Origin of the sequence: Pseudoalteromonas sp. GutCa3 (assembly GCF_002836155.1) — a bacterium.
GTDB lineage: Bacteria > Pseudomonadota > Gammaproteobacteria > Enterobacterales > Alteromonadaceae > Pseudoalteromonas > Pseudoalteromonas arctica.
The window spans coordinates 119852-139783 of record NZ_PJBK01000090.1 but is presented as its reverse complement, the minus strand read 5'-3'; the positions used below and the strand labels follow the sequence as shown (position 1 = coordinate 139783).

General features: G+C 38.7%; 22 protein-coding genes. 7 read left to right on the top strand and 15 right to left on the bottom strand.

Translation table 11 applies throughout. The annotated features are described in order from the left end of the window. Positions 1-61: 61 nt before the first annotated feature. Entirely contained in the window at positions 62-2836 is a 2775-nt protein-coding gene (gene barA, locus CXF64_RS16815; protein ID WP_007583105.1) for a two-component sensor histidine kinase BarA, read from the top strand. A gap of 245 nt (positions 2837-3081) precedes the next feature. Here the strand turns inward: barA and pdxJ are convergent, their stop codons facing one another. From pdxJ to rpoE, 10 genes are all read right to left on the bottom strand, one after another. After that, positions 3082-3813, bottom strand: coding sequence for a pyridoxine 5'-phosphate synthase (pdxJ, locus tag CXF64_RS16810; RefSeq protein WP_007581734.1), 732 nt, complete (start codon positions 3811-3813; stop codon positions 3082-3084). Between the two features lie 22 nt (positions 3814-3835). Further along, positions 3836-4528 carry a DNA repair protein RecO gene (gene recO / locus CXF64_RS16805; RefSeq protein ID WP_101217574.1) on the bottom strand — a complete coding sequence of 231 codons (693 nt, stop codon included), beginning with the start codon at positions 4526-4528 and terminating at the stop codon, positions 3836-3838. A 20-nt stretch (positions 4529-4548) separates the two neighbouring features. Beyond that, a complete protein-coding gene (gene era / locus CXF64_RS16800; protein WP_007581730.1) occupies positions 4549-5481 on the bottom strand; it encodes a GTPase Era in 933 nt (310 codons plus the stop codon). Beyond that, positions 5471-6148, bottom strand: coding sequence for a ribonuclease III (rnc, locus tag CXF64_RS16795; RefSeq protein WP_007581728.1), 678 nt, complete (start codon positions 6146-6148; stop codon positions 5471-5473). Before rnc ends, era begins: the two co-directional genes overlap by 11 nt. 2 nt (positions 6149-6150) lie before the next feature. Further along, positions 6151-7086, bottom strand: a complete 936-nt coding sequence (gene lepB, locus CXF64_RS16790; RefSeq protein WP_024589998.1) for a signal peptidase I — start codon at positions 7084-7086, stop codon at positions 6151-6153. Positions 7087-7102: 16 nt separating this feature from the next. Further along, positions 7103-8890 (bottom strand): translation elongation factor 4, encoded by a 1788-nt coding sequence (gene lepA / locus CXF64_RS16785; RefSeq protein ID WP_007581724.1) that lies wholly within the window; start codon positions 8888-8890, stop codon positions 7103-7105. Positions 8891-9165: 275 nt separating this feature from the next. Next, positions 9166-9615, bottom strand: coding sequence for a SoxR reducing system RseC family protein (locus CXF64_RS16780; RefSeq protein ID WP_024589999.1), 450 nt, complete (start codon positions 9613-9615; stop codon positions 9166-9168). Positions 9616-9634: 19 nt separating this feature from the next. Beyond that, positions 9635-10585 carry a MucB/RseB C-terminal domain-containing protein gene (locus CXF64_RS16775; RefSeq protein ID WP_007581719.1) on the bottom strand — a complete coding sequence of 317 codons (951 nt, stop codon included), beginning with the start codon at positions 10583-10585 and terminating at the stop codon, positions 9635-9637. 4 nt (positions 10586-10589) lie between these two features. Next, positions 10590-11207, bottom strand: a complete 618-nt coding sequence (locus tag CXF64_RS16770) for a sigma-E factor negative regulatory protein (RefSeq protein ID WP_101217573.1) — start codon at positions 11205-11207, stop codon at positions 10590-10592. A 1-nt stretch (position 11208) separates the two neighbouring features. Beyond that, entirely contained in the window at positions 11209-11790 is a 582-nt protein-coding gene (rpoE, locus tag CXF64_RS16765) for an RNA polymerase sigma factor RpoE (protein ID WP_101217572.1), read from the bottom strand. A gap of 246 nt (positions 11791-12036) precedes the next feature. Here rpoE and nadB point away from each other — a divergent pair, with 246 nt between their 5' ends. Further along, positions 12037-13647, top strand: coding sequence for an L-aspartate oxidase (gene nadB / locus CXF64_RS16760; protein ID WP_007581714.1), 1611 nt, complete (start codon positions 12037-12039; stop codon positions 13645-13647). Here nadB and CXF64_RS21010 read toward each other — a convergent pair. Together CXF64_RS21010 and CXF64_RS16750 are read right to left on the bottom strand one after the other, a co-directional pair. Then, positions 13622-13978 carry a hypothetical protein gene (locus CXF64_RS21010; protein WP_101217571.1) on the bottom strand — a complete coding sequence of 119 codons (357 nt, stop codon included), beginning with the start codon at positions 13976-13978 and terminating at the stop codon, positions 13622-13624. The two genes, nadB and CXF64_RS21010, sit on opposite strands and share 26 nt — an antisense overlap. 55 nt (positions 13979-14033) lie before the next feature. Continuing rightward, positions 14034-14285 (bottom strand): FAD assembly factor SdhE, encoded by a 252-nt coding sequence (locus tag CXF64_RS16750; RefSeq protein WP_007581709.1) that lies wholly within the window; start codon positions 14283-14285, stop codon positions 14034-14036. 164 nt (positions 14286-14449) lie between these two features. On the opposite strand from CXF64_RS16750, the gene ygfZ reads away from it, so the two are divergent. Continuing rightward, positions 14450-15361 carry a CAF17-like 4Fe-4S cluster assembly/insertion protein YgfZ gene (ygfZ, locus tag CXF64_RS16745; RefSeq protein WP_010553210.1) on the top strand — a complete coding sequence of 304 codons (912 nt, stop codon included), beginning with the start codon at positions 14450-14452 and terminating at the stop codon, positions 15359-15361. Positions 15362-15373: 12 nt separating this feature from the next. After that, entirely contained in the window at positions 15374-15859 is a 486-nt protein-coding gene (locus CXF64_RS16740; RefSeq protein ID WP_007581704.1) for an FKBP-type peptidyl-prolyl cis-trans isomerase, read from the top strand. A 42-nt stretch (positions 15860-15901) separates the two neighbouring features. On the opposite strand, the gene CXF64_RS16735 is transcribed toward CXF64_RS16740, so the two are convergent. The 3 genes from CXF64_RS16735 to CXF64_RS16725 are packed head-to-tail and all read right to left on the bottom strand — an operon-like array spanning position 15902 to position 17585. Next, a complete protein-coding gene (locus CXF64_RS16735; protein ID WP_101217570.1) occupies positions 15902-16384 on the bottom strand; it encodes a hypothetical protein in 483 nt (160 codons plus the stop codon). Between the two features lie 25 nt (positions 16385-16409). Further along, a complete protein-coding gene (locus CXF64_RS16730) occupies positions 16410-17222 on the bottom strand; it encodes a DUF481 domain-containing protein (protein ID WP_010553209.1) in 813 nt (270 codons plus the stop codon). 42 nt (positions 17223-17264) lie between these two features. After that, complete coding sequence (locus CXF64_RS16725; protein WP_007581697.1) at positions 17265-17585, bottom strand: HI1450 family dsDNA-mimic protein; 321 nt, start codon at positions 17583-17585, stop codon at positions 17265-17267. Between the two features lie 367 nt (positions 17586-17952). Here CXF64_RS16725 and CXF64_RS16720 point away from each other — a divergent pair, with 367 nt between their 5' ends. The 3 genes from CXF64_RS16720 (at position 17953) to CXF64_RS16710 (ending at position 19905) form a co-directional block, all read left to right on the top strand. Then, complete coding sequence (locus tag CXF64_RS16720) at positions 17953-18744, top strand: crotonase/enoyl-CoA hydratase family protein (RefSeq protein ID WP_101217569.1); 792 nt, start codon at positions 17953-17955, stop codon at positions 18742-18744. A gap of 71 nt (positions 18745-18815) precedes the next feature. Then, the gene (locus CXF64_RS16715; protein WP_101217568.1) at positions 18816-19169 is read left to right on the top strand and encodes a CidA/LrgA family protein; all 354 of its coding nucleotides are present in this window, start codon (positions 18816-18818) and stop codon (positions 19167-19169) included. Then, on the top strand, positions 19162-19905 hold the full coding sequence (locus CXF64_RS16710; protein ID WP_024592978.1) for an LrgB family protein: 744 nt from the start codon (positions 19162-19164) through the stop codon (positions 19903-19905). The genes CXF64_RS16715 and CXF64_RS16710 overlap by 8 nt, the downstream gene beginning before the upstream one ends. The last annotated feature ends 27 nt before the right edge of the window (positions 19906-19932 follow it).

Here is a 19932-nt window from a genome sequence, read left to right as displayed (position 1 = left end):
TAGAATGCGTGTTGAACCGTATATACTCAAATCATACTAATAACGATAAAACGCTCCCATTATGACCAAATTAGGCTTACGCGATTCTGTTTTAACACTGACCCTGATCCCAACGGTGATCATAGGATTACTACTTGGTGGCTATTTTACAATAAATCGTTACATTGAGCTTGATGAAATTTTATATCAGCAAGGTACTACTATTTCTGAGCCACTTGCTATTGCGCTTGAGCAACCCATGCTCGAAAAAAACAAACAGCTATTGAATCGCCTTATAAGCTACACACATAACAAGCACTCCCCTACAATTAAGTCGATTGCAATTTTTGATAAAAATAATGCGCTATTAATGACGAGTAATTATCACCGCTCATTTGAAAAGTTAATTAATCAAAAAACGCTCATAAATTTAAAAACGACCCACGTGCAAAAGTCAGATGAGCTTGTTACATTCTTCACGCCCATTATTAACCATACAAGTCACGACTCTAAATGGGATCCATCTGCTTTTCAGTCATCTCTGGGCACCGTTATTATACAGCTAAACAAAGACCAAGCAGTTATAGGGCAGCAACGTGCTTTATTAATTAGCGGTATTGTAATTATTTTATCATTGGTATTTGCAGCAATTTTAGCTTTAAGGTTAAGCCGCATGTTTATGACGCCGCTTAATAAGTTAGTACTTGCAACCGACAAGTTAGTCGAAGGTAAAAGAAGTACTGGCCTTAACGACAACATGATAGGTGAATTTGAGCTATTGCGAGAAGGCTTAAATACCATTGCTCACACTATGGTGATGCAAAAAGATGAAATGCAAAAAAATATTGACCAAGCAACTAGCGACTACCGCGAAACACTAGAGCAATACGAAACTTCAAATATAGAGCTCTCATTTGCAAAAAAAGAAGCGCAAGATGCTAACCGCGTAAAATCAGACTTTTTAGCTAAAATGAGTCACGAACTTCGTACTCCGTTAAATGGTGTTATTGGATTTACACGCCAGCTTTATAAAACACCACTAAACAAGCATCAAAAAGATTATCTCGATACTATTATGCTATCAGCAAATAGTTTAATGACTATTATTAGCGACATTCTAGACTTCTCCAAACTAGAAGCGGGTGCAATGGAACTTGAGTCGATTCAGTTTCAACTTCGTGATGCTGTAAATGAAGTGATGACACTACTCGCTCCTAGCGCACACGATAAGCAATTAGAGCTATCCATTTACATTAACCAACAAGTACCAGATGACTTAACGGGCGATCCCACTCGCTTTAAACAAGTGCTGATAAACCTATTAAGTAATGCGATTAAATTTACTGAAAAAGGCTCCATTAAGGTCGACATAAGCCATCGGTTACTCGACGACGAACGTACTTCTTTACTTGTGTCAGTAACAGATACTGGCGTGGGTATACCTATGGATAAGCAAGACTCTTTATTTACTCCATTTGGGCAAGCAGACTCAAGCATTACACGTAAGTTTGGTGGTACAGGTCTTGGTCTCATTATTACTAAGCATATTGTTGAAGCGATGAATGGCCGCATAACATTAAACTCTGCACCAGGTAACGGTACCTGTTTTACATTCAATAGTGTGTTTAGTTTGCCCAATCATGTATTTACTAACGACTTACCGACTAAATCGCTCATTGGTAAGCGTATTTTGTATTTAGAGCCACACGAGCATACACATCACGCTGTACTTTCGTTATTGACTCAGTGGGAATCAAGCGTAACGGCATGTTTTAACGAGACTAGCTTTTTAGACGCTATAAAAAATACTGAACATAAATATGATGTTTGCTTAATTGGCCATATGGCATCAGTTGATGATATGCAGCAACTAAAAAGCTATGTAAAAGCCGTGCGTGAATCTACTGATTACTTATATTTAATGCTTAATACTGTATCGCACAATATGCGAGAAGCCTTTATAGGTAGCGGTGCTGATGCGTGTTTAAGTAAACCACTTAATCACCGTAAGTTATGTGAAGTACTTGCTGCACCTTATAGGCTTGACCACCCTACTCATAATATTGAACAAAACGATCAAGCTTTGCTGCCGTTAAAAGTATTGGTTGTTGATGATAACGATGCCAACTTAAAACTTCTCCATACTTTATTAAGTGAGCAGATTGAAGTAATAGAAACGGCACATAATGGTTCACAAGCATACAGCTTAAGTAAAAGTCATAAATACGACATAATTTTTATGGATATTCAGATGCCAATTATGGACGGTATAACCGCATGCAAGCTTATACAAGAATCATCACTTAATGAAGATACACCCATTATCGCTGTAACGGCACACGCCCTTCAAAGCGAAAAAGAGCAACTACTAAAAGATGGCTTTAAAGGCTATTTAACTAAGCCTATTGATGAAGATATGCTTAAACAAATTATTAGCGACCATAGTCCACAGACCCCAGTTAATCGCGATAAAGCTAAAACAGATACACCACAAAGTCCTGCACCATTTCAAAGTAGTCGAATTGATTGGGCACAAGCCCTGCAGCGTGCTGGCGGAAAGAGCGAGTTAGCACTAGAGATGCTTAATATGCTACTTCTAAGCGTCCCTGAAACTCTTACATTGCTTGCTAAAGCGATAGAGAGTAATGATTGTCAGCAAGTCTTAAGTATTGTCCACAAGTTTCATGGCGCATGTTGCTACACTGGTGTACCTAAACTTAAATCACTCGCAGAAACAATTGAAACATCACTTAAAAATAAATGCTTGTTAGAGAATATTGAACCTGAATTATTTGAGTTACAGGACGAGCTTGAAAACTTACTTGCTGATGCAAGCGTAACTGAGCTACAAAGATAAGCTTTGAATTTTAGATACAAAAAAACGCGGCATTAACCGCGTTTTTTTAATTAAGCTTTTTAAATACTTATATTGGCAGGTATTATACCAATTCGCTTAATTAAGTGATCTATTCTGAGGTGAGAAAATCGTGTTGATAACCAGGCAAAAATTTCGTTATTTAGTTGTTCTATATCAGAAATTTTTAACGCAGTTAGCGTCAGATTTAATCCCTCAAATTGATTAAGTATTATTGCGGATTGGTATTACATTCTTGCTTCAATCATTAATCGTTTCATGTCGCGTACGGCTTTATCGAGCCCATCTATCGCTGCACGAGCAATAATAGCGTGGCCAATATTTAGCTCATAAATCTCAGGCATCGCGGCAATGGGTTTAACGTTATGATAATGAAGACCATGGCCAGCGTTAACAATCAAACCTAAGCTTGCTGCGTATTTAACACCTTCACGAATATGCTCTAACTCTTTGTGTAAATCAGTATCATTTGTTGCATCAGCATACGCGCCTGTGTGTATTTCTACATAAGGAGCACCACATTCTTTGGCTGCATCTAGTTGTGCTTTATCTGCATCAATAAATAGCGATACTTTAATACCCGCGTCGGTAAGCGTTTTTGTTGCGGCTTTAATTTTATCTATATTACCCGCTACATCTAAGCCGCCCTCGGTTGTTAATTCTTCGCGCTTTTCAGGTACTAAACACACGTACTCAGGTTTTACTTCAAGCGCTATCTGTATCATTTCGTCGGTAACAGCGGTTTCAAGATTCATGCGAGTTTGGATAGTTTTAGCCATCACATAAACGTCGCGATCTTGAATATGGCGTCTGTCTTCACGTAAGTGAATCGTAATACCGTCTGCCCCTGCATGCTCTGCTACACTGGCTGCATGGGCTGGATCTGGGTAACTTGTTCCACGCGCTTGACGAAGTGTTGCTATATGATCTACGTTTACACCCAAAAGAATATCTTTCATTTTCTTACCTGTAAAATTACGTTTATTGAGAGGCCATAAATAGCTCACGGCTTTTTAATGGTTTACTACCTAATAAGGGTTTTAATAAATAGCGACTTAATTGCTTTGCTATATATAGCACATCACTTTGGCTAAAGTCATGATTTGCTATGGCGTTGAGTTGTTTGCCACTAAATCCAGAACGCGTATCTTCTTGTACTAAAAAACCAAGTTCGGGGAAATAACTATACGTCTGCTTTTCATCTATTGGTTCACCACTGGCATCAAAACTAAAATCCACGCCATAACCGAGTAATTCCAATAATTGAAATTCGTACGAGCGAAGCACTTCTTGTAAATTGGCTCCGCTGTTTAGGTTTCCTAGGTGAGATTTATATAGCTCGAATACTTGTTCAATTGGCTCATTAACAGGAACGATGCGGTTAGTCAGTTCGTTCAAATAAAAACCACAATAAAGCTCATCACCTTTTAAAAAGTGCGGGTTGCCATGCAGTTCAAACTTATTGATATATTTTAAATCGTACTTGCCACTGTAATTAACAAGGAGTGCCTGGAACGGCTGAAGTTGTGCTTTATGTTTAGTGGCCTGGCGACCACTAATTCGGGCCAGCATTCTTAACTGGCCAACGCCTTCTACAAGCATATCTAACATTACTTGGGAGTCACTATAAGGACGCCGATGTAATAAATACGCGGTGTAGAAGTCGCTATCCATTCACTAAGCTACTGCTTGGTTTAGTCTTCACTGTAACCTAAGCTTCTTAGTGCACGTTCATCATCAGCCCAACCCGACTTAACTTTAACCCAAAGCTCTAAAAATACTTTGTTATCAAGCATTTCTTCTATGTCTTTACGGGCTTCACGGCCAATGGTTTTTAGCTTTTCGCCTTTATTACCAATAACCATGCGTTTTTGTGTTTCGCGCTCAACAAGAATTAACCCATTGATGTGCCAAATACCGTTGTCTTGCCACTTAAACTGCTCAATTTCAACAGTCACAGAATACGGTAGTTCTTCACCCATAAAACGCATTAGCTTTTCACGAATAACTTCAGCTGCCATAAAGCGCATCGAACGGTCAGTTACATAATCTTCAGGAAAGTAAAATTCGCAAGGAGGTAAGCGTTTAGTTACCTCTGCTTTGATTAAATCAACGTTTTTACCTTGCGTTGCTGATACTGGCATAATTCCAACAAAATCAAACTTGTCACTTAACCACTTCATATGAGGCAATACAAGATCACGGTCTTTAACTTGGTCAATTTTATTAATAACTAATAATACAGGCTTACCACTTTGCGATACTTTATTAAGTACCATATCGTCATCTGCATTCCAATGAGTGCCTTCAACGACAAAAATAATAAGCTCAACATCGCCGATAGAACTAGACGCTGCTCGGTTCATTAGACGGTTAATAGCACGCTTTTCTTCAACGTGTAGACCCGGTGTATCTATGTATACCGCTTGGTGTTTATCTACGGTATGAATACCCATAATACGATGACGTGTAGTTTGTGGTTTACGTGAGGTAATACTCACTTTTTGCTCAATGATTTCATTAAGCAAAGTCGATTTACCTACGTTTGGTCGACCGACAATCGCCACCATTCCACAAAATGTATCTACATCACGTTCATGAGGCTGTATTAAGGTATCAAGGTTCATTTTTAAGTATCTTCAATGCTTTTTCGGCAGCTTTTTGTTCGGCCTTACGGCGCGAGCTACCAACAGAAATTATGCTATCCATTCCATCAACAATACATTCAACCGTGAATGTTTGATTGTGTGCTTGGCCTTGTGTATCAACCACTGTGTAGCCCGGTAACGATAATTTACGGGCTTGCAAATACTCTTGCAGCAGGGTTTTAGGATCTTTCTGGTTAAGCCCTGGTGAAATAGCATCCAAACGTGATTGGTACCACGCCAATATAAGATCGCCACAACTGTCGATACCTGAATCTAAAAATGCAGCACCTATAATAGCTTCTACTGCATCAGCAAGCGTTGACTCGCGACGAAATCCGCCACTTTTAAGCTCGCCCGGCCCTAAGCGTAAATAATCGCCTAGACCAAATTCAAGACCAAACTCGGCAAGTGTTTGACCACGCACAAGTGTTGAACGCATGCGGCTTAAATCGCCTTCACGCGCTTTAGGAAATTTGGCATAAAGTGCATTGGCAATCACAAAACTTAAAATCGAGTCGCCTAAAAATTCTAGTCGCTCATTATGTTGGCCTTTATGGCTGCGGTGCGTCATTGCTTGTTCAAGTAAACCTTGATCAGCGAATTCATAGCCAATTTTTTTATATAATTCTGTTACATTTTTTTTCATCGTTACTGAATATTACCTAGGCGTTCAAAGCGAACACCAGTTGGAACCCATCCTGGTAAAATATCATCAGGGCCATTCTCAAATTCAAAACTCATCCATATAAAGACAGCTTTACCCACCAAGTTTTCTTTTGGTACAAAGCCCCAAAAGCGACCATCTTGGCTGTTGTCGCGGTTATCACCCATCATAAAATAATGATCAGCAGGAACAGTCCATTCATCAGAAGGCGTGCCCGGTTGCTGATAGTAACGCCCTTTTCTTTCAGGCGCTTGTGGGTTGATTAATATATCATGCGTAACTGTTGTTAAATTTTCATTCACACGAGCTAGAGGCATTGGGCCTTGTTTAAATTCGTTATCATTAATTAGTTTAAAATCAATTTTATTGAATTCATTACATAAAAGCTCACCCTGTTGGGTTTCGCCTTCTTTACAGTTTGGCTGAATATATAAACGTTTATCACGATAAACAATTTTATCGCCAGGTAAACCAATCGTACGTTTAATATAGTCAACACTTTCATCTAAAGGGTATTTAAAAACAACAATATCACCACGTTCAGGCTCACCGACATCAACTAACTGAGTGCGCCAAACTGGGTCTTTTATTCCATATGAATACTTTTGTACTAAAATAAAGTCACCCACTAACAGTGTAGGCATCATTGAACCAGATGGAATTTGAAACGGTTCAAAAATAAATGATCTAAAAATAGTAATTGCTGCAATCATCGGGAAAATCGACTTTGCTGTTTCTGTTAGTACTGGTTCTGGTGCAATTAATGCCGCAGTTTCTTCATCTAACGGAGCTCCAGCAGACGTTTGCGCTATAGCTAAGCGCTCCTGTCTTTTAGGTGCATACATTAAGTGATCTATTAACCATATTAAGCCTGAGCCTAAGGTTAATAGCACCAATAAAACTGAAAAATAACCAGCCATTTATAATCCTTTGTTTTTATTTACCAACTTTTAAAATAGCTAAAAACGCTTCTTGAGGCACTTCAACATTACCTACTTGCTTCATACGTTTTTTACCATCTTTTTGCTTTTTAAGTAGCTTTTTCTTACGACTCACATCGCCACCGTAACACTTAGCAATTACGTTTTTACGTAACTGTTTTACCGTAGTACGTGCAATAACGTGTTGTCCAATAGCTGCTTGAATCGCAATATCAAACATTTGACGAGGAATAAGCTCTTTTAATGCATCAGCTAATTGGCGACCACGAGACTGTGCACCGTCTCTGTGAACAATAATCGCAAGTGCGTCAACACGCTCACTATTGATTAAAATATCAACACGCACCATATCTGATGTTTGAAAGTGTTTAAAGTTATAATCAAGCGATGCAAAACCACGGCTTGTTGATTTTAATTTATCAAAAAAGTCCATTACCACTTCAGCCATAGGTAGCTCGTACGTAACAGCTACTTGCTTTCCGTGATAGGTCATTTTTGTTTGGCTACCGCGTTTTTCAATACACAAAGTAATAACATTACCTAAGTATTCTTGTGGTACCAAAATATTAGCTTCAACAATCGGCTCACGAATTTCTAAAATATCGTTTACTGCAGGTAAATCAGACGGGTTATCAATCTGGAATGTACCTTCTTTAGTAACTATCTCATAGATTACCGTAGGTGCCGTTGTAATTAAATCAATATCGTATTCACGCTCTAAACGCTCTTGAATGATTTCCATGTGTAGCATACCTAAAAAGCCACAACGGAAACCAAAACCTAATGCAGTTGAATTCTCTGGTTCAAAGAATAACGACGCATCGTTTAAGCTTAATTTATTAAGCGCATCACGGAATGATTCATACTCATCTGATGCAATTGGGAACATACCTGCATAAACCTGAGGCTTAATTTTTTGAAAACCAGGTAAACGAAGTGGAGCCGCATTTTTTTGATGAGTTATAGTATCGCCTACTGGCGCACCATGTATCTCTTTGATGCCAGCAATAACAAACCCTACCTCACCTGTTCTTAAAATACCGGTGTTAGTTTGCTTAGGTGTAAACACACCCACTTGGTCGGCAGTATGTATATGCTCATTCGACATTATTTTTATTTTGTCGCCAGTGCGTAATTCACCGTGCTTAATACGCACTAATGATACAACGCCTTGGTATGGGTCAAACCAAGAATCGATAATAAGTGCTTGTAGAGGTCCATCTGTATCGCCTACTGGCGGCGGAACATCTCTAACAATCATTTCAAGAACTTCGGCAATACCTACACCCGTTTTAGCGCTACATTGCACTGCATCAAGGGCATCAATACCAATAATTTCTTCAATTTCTTCTGCAACGCGCAAAGGGTCCGCTTGCGGTAAATCGATTTTGTTAAGTACTGGAATTACTTCTAATTCCATTTCAATAGCGGTGTAACAGTTAGCTAATGTTTGTGCTTCAACGCCTTGGCCTGCATCAACAACGAGTAGTGCACCTTCACATGCAGCTAAAGAACGCGATACTTCATACGTAAAATCAACGTGTCCTGGAGTATCAATGAAATTAAGTTGATAAGTTTCGCCATCGTTCGCTTTGTAATTCAACGTTACACTTTGCGCTTTAATGGTAATACCACGTTCGCGCTCAATATCCATTGAATCCAAAACTTGTTTTTGCATTTCACGGTCGGTTAAACCGCCACAAACTTGGATCAAACGATCTGAAAGGGTCGATTTACCATGGTCAATATGGGCGATGATCGAAAAATTACGGATATGCTTCATAAACTGGATTCTATACTTCTATTTTAATGGACTAAATATGAATACCTAAGTGACTTGAAAATACTTGCTGTAGGATGCCATAAGCTCAGTTTGTGAATTACAAAATTTACTCACGCTTATTAATATTGATTAAAACCATTTTATTTATTGAATAACAATAAGTTAAACTTATTTAACTTAAATAATTCAGCTAGATAAAATAATTTAAAAAACCACTATTCCCTGTATTTCCAAGTTACTTTGGTATAAAACGGCAATTTTACATTTAATTGGCGTCAATCACCATCTATTTGAGTTAAAGGGATACTAATTGGGTGAATTTTTATAACTTTTATATCGTGCTTTAGCGATTTCACGCGAGTTTTAGCTATAAAGAAACCTGTAACACCACCTAAAGCTGCAGCTAAAATTTGCCAACCTTCACAAGCCATAAATAATTGCGCTGCAATCAGTGCAAAAACCAGACTTAAAAGCAGTGGTAGCATGTATACCGCAAATGCATGCTTAACGACGTGACTATCATCAAGTGACAAGGTTACCTTTTGTCCTACTTCAACAGAGGATTCAAATTTATAAGGGAAGGTTTTTTTTGCAGTGCCAAACAGCTTACCAAACACTTGTGAGCCGCAACGACCATTGCAGCCTTCACAAGCTTGTTTTTGTTGTGCTTCTAAATGAGCAATGTGGCCATCGAGGGCCACAACAGTGAGGGTTTGTTCAATCATAACAATCCTTACGAATCGTTTATAATGCGCGGGTAACTGACTCAGCAATCGCTTTTGCGGTCATACTCGGTACATTACCAACAACCGATACATCAAAATTACCGCCATTATGCACATATACTGTCGTTGCACCAGAGGTTAGTGCACCACTTAAACGCTTACCCGGTAATGGACGCTGAATAAATACCGAAATTTCAACAAAACCATCAGAGAACAAGTAATAGTCTGTTAATTCGTTATTTAAATCGAGCTTATGTCTGTCTGATTTTAGTAATTCAAAGCCATCCGGTAACCAACTAATTTGCCAGTTAGTAGCTGTACTGTCTTCGTTTATAAGTGCATCGTTTGGTAAAGGCGTTGGAAAGTTTCGATTGAGCACTTCAAGTAACATACCTGCTGGCTGCTCTGTCACACTAATGTGAGTAAGCTGTAACTGCTCTAAGGCCTCACCTTCATGGTTAACGTACGCGGCTTTTAGTAATAACGACGATTCCATATCCAGCCAAATCCAATAATTATATTTATACTCGTCTTTAGATTCTATGCGAACTAGTTGAGCAGCACGCCCTGCAATACGACCTTTCCCGCCTAATACAAAATCATAGTGCGCGCTTAAGCGATCTATATCTTTAAAAAGCACTTCAGGAATTGGACCCGCTATTGAATCTGTTTTTAGGGAGTATGGTTCTGACTGAGGTTCAAAATAAGTAACTTGGTTGTCAATACGGACCATTTCAAGCCCAGCACCGTTAAGTAAACTTAAATGCTCAAGTTCTGTGTCACCTTGTAAAGCATGCACCCATCGGTAGGGTTCCATTGTTTTACCTTTGACAACCACAAACGAAGCGTCAAAATTACGGGTGTGAACGGCATTAGCCATTTTTAGTAATAAATCTTTGGCAGGATTTGTGTCGTTGGCAAATGCATTAAAGCTTACTACCAACGACAGAACAAAAGTGATTACTTTCATTTAATTAGTTTTTTTCCTCAGACGCTTTGGTATTAGTTTGCGCTGTTTCTAAAGAATTCGCAACTCGTGCTTGGCGTTGATGCTCAAGAACTAATGCACCAATACGTTGTTGCTGTAATTCACGTAAACCTTGCTCTGCATTTTCAAGCGCAGGCTCAGATGAGTAACTTACTGGCGATGCCATACCTGTCAGCGGTGTGGTTTGTAGTAATGGAATTTCGCTTTGTTGCTCGTTGTTGCTTTGAGGAAGCGTATTAACTCCAACAATAGCAAACATTGCCACACTGGCTGCAATTGCTAGTTGAGCAACTGGCTTGCGCCAATTAAAAGCCACTACTTTATTATCTTGTACCGTCTCAGTGATTGCTTGAGGCTGTGTTTTTGACTGACTAAAGTCAGCATAAACAGGCTCGCTTTCAAGTGCTAATGCAACGCGATCGCTAATATCAATATGTATGTCGTTATTATTTTTTTGAGCACGCATCGCATCACCAATTAACGCATAACGGCCAAACGTAGTTACATCTTGCTCTGCAATTTTTGCATCAGTCAGATGTTGCTCGCCATCAAGTAATGCCGATAACGCTTCGTTATCTAACTTGTCAAGGTGTGCTTTTGTCATACTAAGACTCGCCTATTAATGGGTTTAATTTGTTATCTATTGCTTCACGGGCACGAAATATACGCGAACGCACAGTCCCGACCGGGCAATCCATTACCACTGCTATTTCTTCATAGCTCATCCCTTCGATTTCTCTAAGGGTGATTGCGGTTTTAAGATCTTCAGGCAAACTATCAATCGTATTAAAAATAACAGCGCGTACTTCTTCGCTTAAAAGTAGGTTTTCAGGAGATGCATTAGATCGCATTGAATCTGCACAATCATAAAACTCGGCATCTTCAGCGTCTATATCATTTGCTGGCGGCTTACGCCCCTGGGCTACTAAGTAATTTTTAGCACAATTAACGGCAATACGGTATAACCACGTGTAAAAGGCGCTGTCACCTCTAAAGTTTGGAAGTGCACGGTAAGCTTTAATAAAAGCCTCTTGTGATACATCAGCAATATCGCCTTGGTTTGATACATAACGTGAGATCAAACCTGCAATTTTGTTTTGATACTTCTTTACTAATAGGTTGAAGGCGTTTTTATCTCCTTGCTGGACCCTTTTTACTAGCACTAAATCTAATTCCTGCTCGCTCATTCGAGCCGGTACTCCTATGTCTGATTTTTGCTTGTTATTCATATTGTCGTCATTGTTCACAAATACTCTGACCTCTTTATGAATAAAAAGTTCTGCTTAATATTATTTTTTTATAAAATAGATGATAAATAACGGCGCTAAGCCTTTAAAATCACTACGTAGTAGTATGACAAATATGGTACAACTACAGATATTAAAAACAAATATTGCTCTATACGAGCATTGTAACCGCAAAGTACCTCTGACATGAACCAAAATAAACATCACATTGCAGATGTCGCTATTATAGGTAGCGGCGCAGCAGGCTTATCACTTGCATTATCTCTAGCTAATTATTGTAACGTTACCGTGATCAGTAAAGGAGCGCTTACAGAAGGTTCTACTTTATATGCTCAAGGTGGTATAGCAGCTGTATTTGATAAACAAAACGACAGCATAGAATCTCATGTTGAAGATACACTCGATGCGGGCGGCGGTTTATGCGACAGAGACGCTGTTCATTATACTGCCAGCAATGCTCACGATTGCCTACAGTGGTTAATCGACCAAGGTGTTCCCTTTGATATGGAGTTTGATAGCAAAGGAAAAGAGCGTTTTCATTTAACACGTGAAGGCGGTCACAGCCATCGTCGTATTTTGCATGCAGCCGATGCTACTGGCAAAGCTGTGCAAACCACGCTTATTAGCCAAGTTAAAATTCATAAGAATATAACGCTCTTAGAGCAATACAATGCTATTGATTTAATTACAGATAAAAGCGCCGGAAAAACAGGCTCACACATTGAAGGTATGTATGTGTGGAACAAAAAAGCTAAAAAGGTAGAAACCATTTCAGCTAAATTTGTTGCTCTTGCCACTGGTGGCGCAAGCAAAGTGTATTTGTATACATCTAATCCAGATGTATCAAGTGGTGATGGCATTGCAATGGCATGGCGCGCAGGCTGTAAAGTTGCCAATATGGAATTTAATCAATTTCATCCAACGAGCCTTTATCATCCAGAGCTACAAAACTTTTTAATTACAGAAGCTATGCGCGGTGAAGGGGCTTATTTAAAACGACCTGATGGCACTCGTTTTATGAAAGATTTTGACAGTCGTGAAGAGCTCGCTCCACGCGATATAGTGGCACGCGCAATCGATTTTGAAATGAAGCGTTTAGGTGCTAATTGTGTTTATTTAGATATTAGCCACAAAGATAAAGACTTTATTATTGAGCACTTCCCTACTATTTACGCAAAATGCCTAAGTGTAGGGCTTGATATAACAAAAGAAGCAATCCCAGTTGTACCTGCTGCGCATTACACTTGTGGTGGCGTAATGACCGACTTTAACGGTAAAACAGATCTCGATAACTTGTATGCTGTTGGCGAAGTCGCTTACACAGGCCTACATGGTGCAAACCGTATGGCAAGTAATTCATTATTAGAATGTATTGTATTTGCCCACGCTGCAGCTAAAGATATTTTAAGTAAAATTGAACATGCACCAGAGCCAATGGCTCTACCTCATTGGGATGAAAGCCGTGTTAGTAACTCTGATGAAGAAATTGTTATTACCCATAATTGGCATGAACTACGTTTATTTATGTGGGATTATGTAGGTATTGTACGCTCTACTAAACGCTTAGAACGTGCACTGCATAGGGTTGAGTTGCTGCAGCAAGAAATACACGATTATTATGCAAACTTTAGAGTAAGTAATAACTTGCTTGAGCTTCGTAACTTAGTACAAGTGTCAGAACTCATTATTAGAAGTGCAATGGAACGAAAAGAAAGCAGAGGCCTACATTATACAATTGACTATCCTGAACAAAATGAAAATCCAACACCGACTATTTTGACTCCAAAACGCAATTAACCGCGCTTAAAGTAGCACGTTTTAGACGCGCATAGCTTTGTTCATTAACACCATTGGCTGAAATTATAAGCCAATGGTTGTTACTAAAACCTTTAATATGTAGCCATATATTATTGCCATAAAAACGGCTTTTTTTACTAATTTCACCCTGAATTTTTAAACCTTCACCCTCAAACCTAAATAGCTTGGGTTCTAGAATTATAACGCCATGGTTTGGATGAATTACCAACACTTTTTGCCACACTAAAAAGCCAGCTAATATATTAATTATCAAACAAAAAAGCATAGCTAGTAGCGAATCTAAAAATAAACATAATATTAAAATGAGCATGCAAAAAAAGACCACAATAGGTTTGTGGTCAGCGTTATTATTAGTAACTGTAAACCTATACACGAACTCGGTCTAAGATCAGCGAAACCATACCGTTTAACTGCTCATCTTTACATTCTTGATGACCCATAAACCATGCAAATAAGTCAGGGTCTTCTTCTGTTAGCAAACGCTGAAAAATAGCCTGTTGCTCTGCGCTTAAAGAGTCGTATGCTTCTTCAACAAACGGCATAAACAAAACATCAAGCTCTAACATGCCACGACGGCAAGCCCAACGAATACGTGCTTTACTATGAATTTCAACCATTTTAAACCTCATACTTAATTGACTCGAGTTTAACAAACACAAGCCTATTTAGCAGCTATTAATCTCTCATTAAAGAATAAACCCGCACCAATAAGCGCTTGTCTGTACCATACGTAACAACTGCGTTATTATGTCACTTCATTTATATTGCAAAGAAGGTTTTTATGTCGAGCGTTTATGCATGTCCGTTATCTCATCAACTTATTAGCCTCTGCGGTGCTGATAAATTATCTTATTTACACGGGCAAATCACTCAAGATCTAAATAAATTAACCAGCAGTAATTATTTGTGGGCTGGCCATTGCAGCGCTAAAGGTAAACTTTGGGGCGTATTTAAATTATTTTCTTATCAAGACAGCTACTACCTTACAGGCAGCGAAAACGAAGTAGAAAAATCGTTAGCTGAGCTAAAAAAGTATGCCGTATTTGCAAAAGTTGACATTAGTGCATGTTCAAAGCGATTAATTGGTCTCATTGGTGATGATTTATCGGATGTACTCGCACAACTTGATATTAACTTTGAAGGTGATGCGAGCGCGTGTGACTTTGAAAGCGGTAAAGCACTAAAATTAGCTGATAACCGTGTTTTATTGATGGTCGATAGCCAGTTTAGTATGCCTGATGACGTATCTACACTTGATAACGAAGCTCCTTGGCAACAAGCATCTATGCTTGCAGGTGAACCTCAGTTAAGTGCAGATGCAATTGGCGAGTATGTTCCTCAAATGGTAAACCTACATGCTATTGACGGTATAAGCTTTAAAAAAGGGTGTTATACCGGTCAAGAAACTGTGGCTCGCATGAAGTACCTAGGTAAAAATAAGCGTGCAATGTATATAGTCTCAGGTCAAAGCGAAGGGATACTTTCAGAGCCCGATTTAGAAACCCAATTAGGCGAAAACTGGCGCCGTGCGGGTAAACTTATTGCACAAAGCTTTAATGAACAAACAAATAAATTAACAGGCCTCGTTGTGTTGCCAAACGATACTGATGTAACTCAGGTACTTCGTGCAAAACACACACCTCAGGTGGAGCTAAGCATTCTGCCTCTACCCTACTCTCTTGAAGATGAATAAATAGGAATGACTATGATCGTTGCGGCAAACAAAGTGGTAAAAATGCATTATTCGGTAATGGATAATGATGGCAATAGCATTGATAACTCGTTCGGTGGTGAGCCACTACACTTTATCATTGGCACAGGCTACTTAATTTCAGGCCTAGAAAATGCTTTGCAAGGCAAGCAACCAGGCGACACACTTAGCGTAAAAGTTGAACCTGATGAAGGTTATGGCGAACGCCACGATAACCTAATGCAAGCTGTACCTAAGTCGATGTTTGAAGGTATGGAAATTGAAGTCGGCATGCAATTTCGTGCATCAACAGATGATGGTGACCAATCAGTAATGATCATCGATATCCAAGATGAAGAAGTTATTGTAGATGGTAATAACCCGCTTGCAGGCATAACACTTAACTTTGATGTAGAGATACTAGAAGTACGTGATGCAACCGAAGAAGAACTCACTCATGGTCATGTACATGGTGAGGGTGGATGTGGTCACGACCACTAATACACTGTTAAACCAAGTAAAAAAGCGCCTAGGGCGCTTTTTTTATATCATATTGTTGCGCTTAACCGTTTCAGTTTCTGCCTTACTAGGCAGCGCGATTGATACATTCTTTTCTTTTAGAGCGGCTAGTAAACCTTTTTGATCGTTTGTGCCAACTCGATACAAAGTGCCATCTTTAAGCGTTAGCTGTATTGCACTAAAGCCAGATACTGTATACACCCAACCATCGTGAGTAATTCGCATACCAATACCGTGCCTGTAAGAGTTTTGAACTGCCTTAGCTTCTACTACTTCGCCAAGCTCAATGCTTTGCCCTGCAACACCTGGACCAAACGCCCAGCTAATTTTTTTATCATCTACTTTTACTGTTAGACCATGGAACAAAAAGCCCACCAGCACTAAAATCCCAGCAAATATAATTAAAGGTCCATCAGCGCCTAATAAGTTCCATGCAAGCGCTACAAAACCGCCTATCCACGCTAATACAAAAAAGATAAACACCGCATACTGTTTATGCTGATACATAATATTCTCTAAATTAAATAAATACTTAAAAGCTGTACACCAATGTAGCACTCAGCTCTGAGTCAAACTTGAGTTTATCATCTTCGGGTTTTGAATTATAACGATACATGTAGGTAAATTTGAGTGATACCGCACCAATCACTTGGCTTATCAGTGCGGTTTCCGATTTTAAGCGAGAATTAAGACCTGAAAGCGACTGCTCTATACTCACATCTTGGTTAAAACGAGTACGCTTAGAAACCAAACGTTCCCACTGCATTGCAACACGTACTAAATAACCAGTTTTATTAATTTCATCTTCGCTCACATCCGAATCTTCATCGGCTACTGAACGGTATAAGCCAGGTCCTATATCAATATCTACTTTGTTTTTAGAGCCTTGATATACACGCGCACCATAGCCTGTCGCCACCGTACTTTTAAAATCAAGTCCACTAAACTCATCTTCTTCGTAATCACCGTAAATAAAAAATGAGGAGTTTTTAACACCTACTTTATAGTTACCTTGCGCTGATACAAAAACACGATTAGCTGTAACATCAGTGCCACCGCTTTCATCGTTCTCATCACGCTTATAAAGAGAGTCTATTTTAAATTGGTTACGCCACTTTTCAAAGTCTTGGTATAAATTACCTTTGAGCTTAAAACTGGTCGAATTGGTGTTACCTTTACTTAGAATAAAGCCAAATTCAGTATCACCGTAGAACATGTCACCTTTGTGTAACTCATGAATTTCTTCATCAGAGAGCTTGCCATATTCATGAAAATCTTCAAATGGATCAACGGCCCAACTTGGGCAGCTAATTATTAAAAAAATTAAAAATAAATACTTACGCACAATACTCTCTCTGCACACAATTATAAAAATAAGCAGTATTGCTTATTCAGTTTCTTTCCATAAAATATGACAAAACGGAGCATCTTTATCACGACTAATCAAAATTTTAGCAAACAAAACATCATCATTTTCAAATTCTAAACCAACCAACACCTGAATAAAGTGCTCTGGCTCTATTTCAAGGGCTACAAAGTCTTGCCACTGGTCATCTGGCTCGTCTTCTTCAATAAAGCCTAGGTCTTCTCTAAACTCATTAAAGTCTTCAACATCTTTTTCACTCAAGTTATTTGGCGCTAACTCTAAAAAAATATCATAAGCTTGGTGAGTAGCTTCTTCTACCGTATATAAACGTGGACCCGACATATGTGCTTAACCTTAAGCTTTTAAGTTGCGCTATATTATCAAATCTCATCATCATTTTGATAAAAAAAAGCGTAAAACACTGACTTTTTTGTAACCGAGTCATGCTTTATTCATCATACAACTAAAACGATAAATAACAACTTACCTAACCTATTGAATATAAAGATTACTTTTATTATTTTAGTTAAAATAACAACGTAAAATATTTTTATTATCTTAGGTTCGAATTGTTTAGCTTTTTCTCATCTAAAACCAATCCTTTAAGACTACGGCTTTAGCAATAAATTCCATTTATTTAAAAAATACCGTCACTTTACTTAATTCCTATAACAACATAAGCTCAAGCAACAGGTCAGAGGAGTGTGTAATGATAAAACTAGAAAAACAAAATGGCATTGCAACCGTCACGCTTAGCAGAGCAAAAAAACAAAATGCATTAAGCTTTGAAATGTTTGTAGAGCTAAACAAAGCCATTAAAAATATAAAAAGAGATCGCAGTATTCGTGCTGTGGTAATCAAAGGCGATGGCGAGCATTTTTGTGCAGGCCTTGATATATCTGCAGTAATGGCTACACCAATGAACATAGTGAAATTATTGCTTAAATGGTTACCTGGCAATCAAAATTTAGCGCAAAAAGTAGTATTAGGCTGGCAGTCACTGAGTGTGCCCGTTATTGCACAAATTGATGGCAACTGTTTAGGGGGTGGTTTGCAAATAGCTTTGGGGGCAGATTACAGGGTTGTTCATATTGATGCCAAACTTGCCATTATGGAAGCGCGTTGGGGATTGTGCCCCGATATGGGAGCGAATGTAATGATGAGCGGTTTAGTTAAGCGTGACCAAGCACTTTGGCTTGCGAGCCACGCAAACCCAATCACAGCACACCAAGCAAATGAGCTAGGTTTGGTTACTCAGCTTACCGATGATACTCAACAAGCCACGCAAAACATGCTCAATACATTACTTGAGCGTTCACCAGATACGCTTGCTGCTATTAAACGTGTTACACAACTTAGCTATAAACCAAACCAACGAAAAATACTCGCTAAAGAAACCTTCAGCCAAATTCGCTTATTGCTAAACCCAAACACTAAAAAAGCAATTGCTAAAGCAAAAGGAAAAGCGGATATAACCTACGCAAATACAAAGCACTGGTAGACTATTGCACAATGCATAAAAGAGTTTGATTTGTTAAAGTTAAGCTCTTATCTTTTCTGTGAGCCACTTTGATGAAATATCTGCTCAGTAGCGCTATTATTTTACTATTTTTAGCCTGCGCTAAACTCATTATGCACTTTATTGGTGGAAGCTTTCCTGCACCGTTACTCGCTATGGTTATTTTATTAGTTTTACTCTTATCGGGTATTGTAAAAGAGCAATATATAAAACCATGCGCCTCCCCTATTTTAAATATTATGCCTATCTTTTTCATTCCTGCGGGTGTGGGATTTATTGAACATCTCGGCCTTATAAAATCGCACTGGGCATTTTTAGCCTCAGTTGTGGTGCTAGTCCCTATAACTACCTTGTTGCTTGTTAGCAGTGTAATTGCGTACTTTAAGGGAAGAGAAAATAATGACTGATTTTACTTTTTCCGCTATTTCAGAGCTACAGCCTAATTTATGGTGGCTAAGTATTCCTTTTATTATTGTATTGTTTTTAGCACTAAGGGCCGTAAACCAAAGTATAAAAAACAGCGTATTTAAATCGCTCACTAACCCCGTATTTTTAAGTATTAGTATTATCGCTTTATTACTAATTAACCTAAATTTGCCTTATACGCAATTTGCCTCGCACAGCAAATTACTAAGCTGGTTATTAGAGCCCGCGATTGTAGCTTTAGCACTTCCTTTATATCAGCAGTTTACACACGTACGAAAAAATCTATTACTCATAGTCGCAACATGTAGCTTAGGTATTGTTAACGCAACCGTTGTGGCATTTTTGCTAAGCATATTATTTAATGCGCCTGCGCAGCTAAGTGCATCTGTTGCCGCACTCAGTGTCACAACCCCAATATCTTTAATTGTTACTGACTCATTAGGGGGGATTAGCTCTCTTGCTGCGGCTTTAGTTATTTTTATTGGTTTACTAGGCGCTTTATTTGGCTTTATGCTTTTTAAACTCATTAATATTTTTAATCACGAATCTCAAGGTGTTGCAATGGGCACAGCTTGTCATGCAATTGGGACTGCTGCTGCTATTGCTGAACATCCAAAAGTAGGCGCTTACTCCTCAGTTGCAATGGCGCTAAGTGCTTTATTAACAGCAATTATAGTGCCGCTGTTATATCCATTTTTAGTCAACATTTTGCTATAGTTGGAAAAATACAACATAGCCCTAACA

Bases quoted from the DNA above. Each gene is read 5' to 3' on its own strand.
- barA (WP_007583105.1), top strand. From the start codon at position 62: ATGACCAAATTAGGCTTACGCGATTCTGTTTTAACACTGACCCTGATC.
- pdxJ (WP_007581734.1), bottom strand. From the start codon at position 3,813: ATGAAAGATATTCTTTTGGGTGTAAACGTAGATCATATAGCAACACTT.
- recO (WP_101217574.1), bottom strand. From the start codon at position 4,528: ATGGATAGCGACTTCTACACCGCGTATTTATTACATCGGCGTCCTTAT.
- era (WP_007581730.1), bottom strand. From the start codon at position 5,481: ATGAACCTTGATACCTTAATACAGCCTCATGAACGTGATGTAGATACA.
- rnc (WP_007581728.1), bottom strand. From the start codon at position 6,148: ATGAAAAAAAATGTAACAGAATTATATAAAAAAATTGGCTATGAATTC.
- lepB (WP_024589998.1), bottom strand. From the start codon at position 7,086: ATGGCTGGTTATTTTTCAGTTTTATTGGTGCTATTAACCTTAGGCTCA.
- lepA (WP_007581724.1), bottom strand. From the start codon at position 8,890: ATGAAGCATATCCGTAATTTTTCGATCATCGCCCATATTGACCATGGT.
- CXF64_RS16780 (WP_024589999.1), bottom strand. From the start codon at position 9,615: ATGATTGAACAAACCCTCACTGTTGTGGCCCTCGATGGCCACATTGCT.
- CXF64_RS16775 (WP_007581719.1), bottom strand. From the start codon at position 10,585: ATGAAAGTAATCACTTTTGTTCTGTCGTTGGTAGTAAGCTTTAATGCA.
- CXF64_RS16770 (WP_101217573.1), bottom strand. From the start codon at position 11,207: ATGACAAAAGCACACCTTGACAAGTTAGATAACGAAGCGTTATCGGCA.
- rpoE (WP_101217572.1), bottom strand. From the start codon at position 11,790: ATGAGCGAGCAGGAATTAGATTTAGTGCTAGTAAAAAGGGTCCAGCAA.
- nadB (WP_007581714.1), top strand. From the start codon at position 12,037: ATGAACCAAAATAAACATCACATTGCAGATGTCGCTATTATAGGTAGC.
- CXF64_RS21010 (WP_101217571.1), bottom strand. From the start codon at position 13,978: ATGCTCATTTTAATATTATGTTTATTTTTAGATTCGCTACTAGCTATG.
- CXF64_RS16750 (WP_007581709.1), bottom strand. From the start codon at position 14,285: ATGGTTGAAATTCATAGTAAAGCACGTATTCGTTGGGCTTGCCGTCGT.
- ygfZ (WP_010553210.1), top strand. From the start codon at position 14,450: ATGTCGAGCGTTTATGCATGTCCGTTATCTCATCAACTTATTAGCCTC.
- CXF64_RS16740 (WP_007581704.1), top strand. From the start codon at position 15,374: ATGATCGTTGCGGCAAACAAAGTGGTAAAAATGCATTATTCGGTAATG.
- CXF64_RS16735 (WP_101217570.1), bottom strand. From the start codon at position 16,384: ATGTATCAGCATAAACAGTATGCGGTGTTTATCTTTTTTGTATTAGCG.
- CXF64_RS16725 (WP_007581697.1), bottom strand. From the start codon at position 17,585: ATGTCGGGTCCACGTTTATATACGGTAGAAGAAGCTACTCACCAAGCT.
- CXF64_RS16720 (WP_101217569.1), top strand. From the start codon at position 17,953: ATGATAAAACTAGAAAAACAAAATGGCATTGCAACCGTCACGCTTAGC.
- CXF64_RS16715 (WP_101217568.1), top strand. From the start codon at position 18,816: ATGAAATATCTGCTCAGTAGCGCTATTATTTTACTATTTTTAGCCTGC.
- CXF64_RS16710 (WP_024592978.1), top strand. From the start codon at position 19,162: ATGACTGATTTTACTTTTTCCGCTATTTCAGAGCTACAGCCTAATTTA.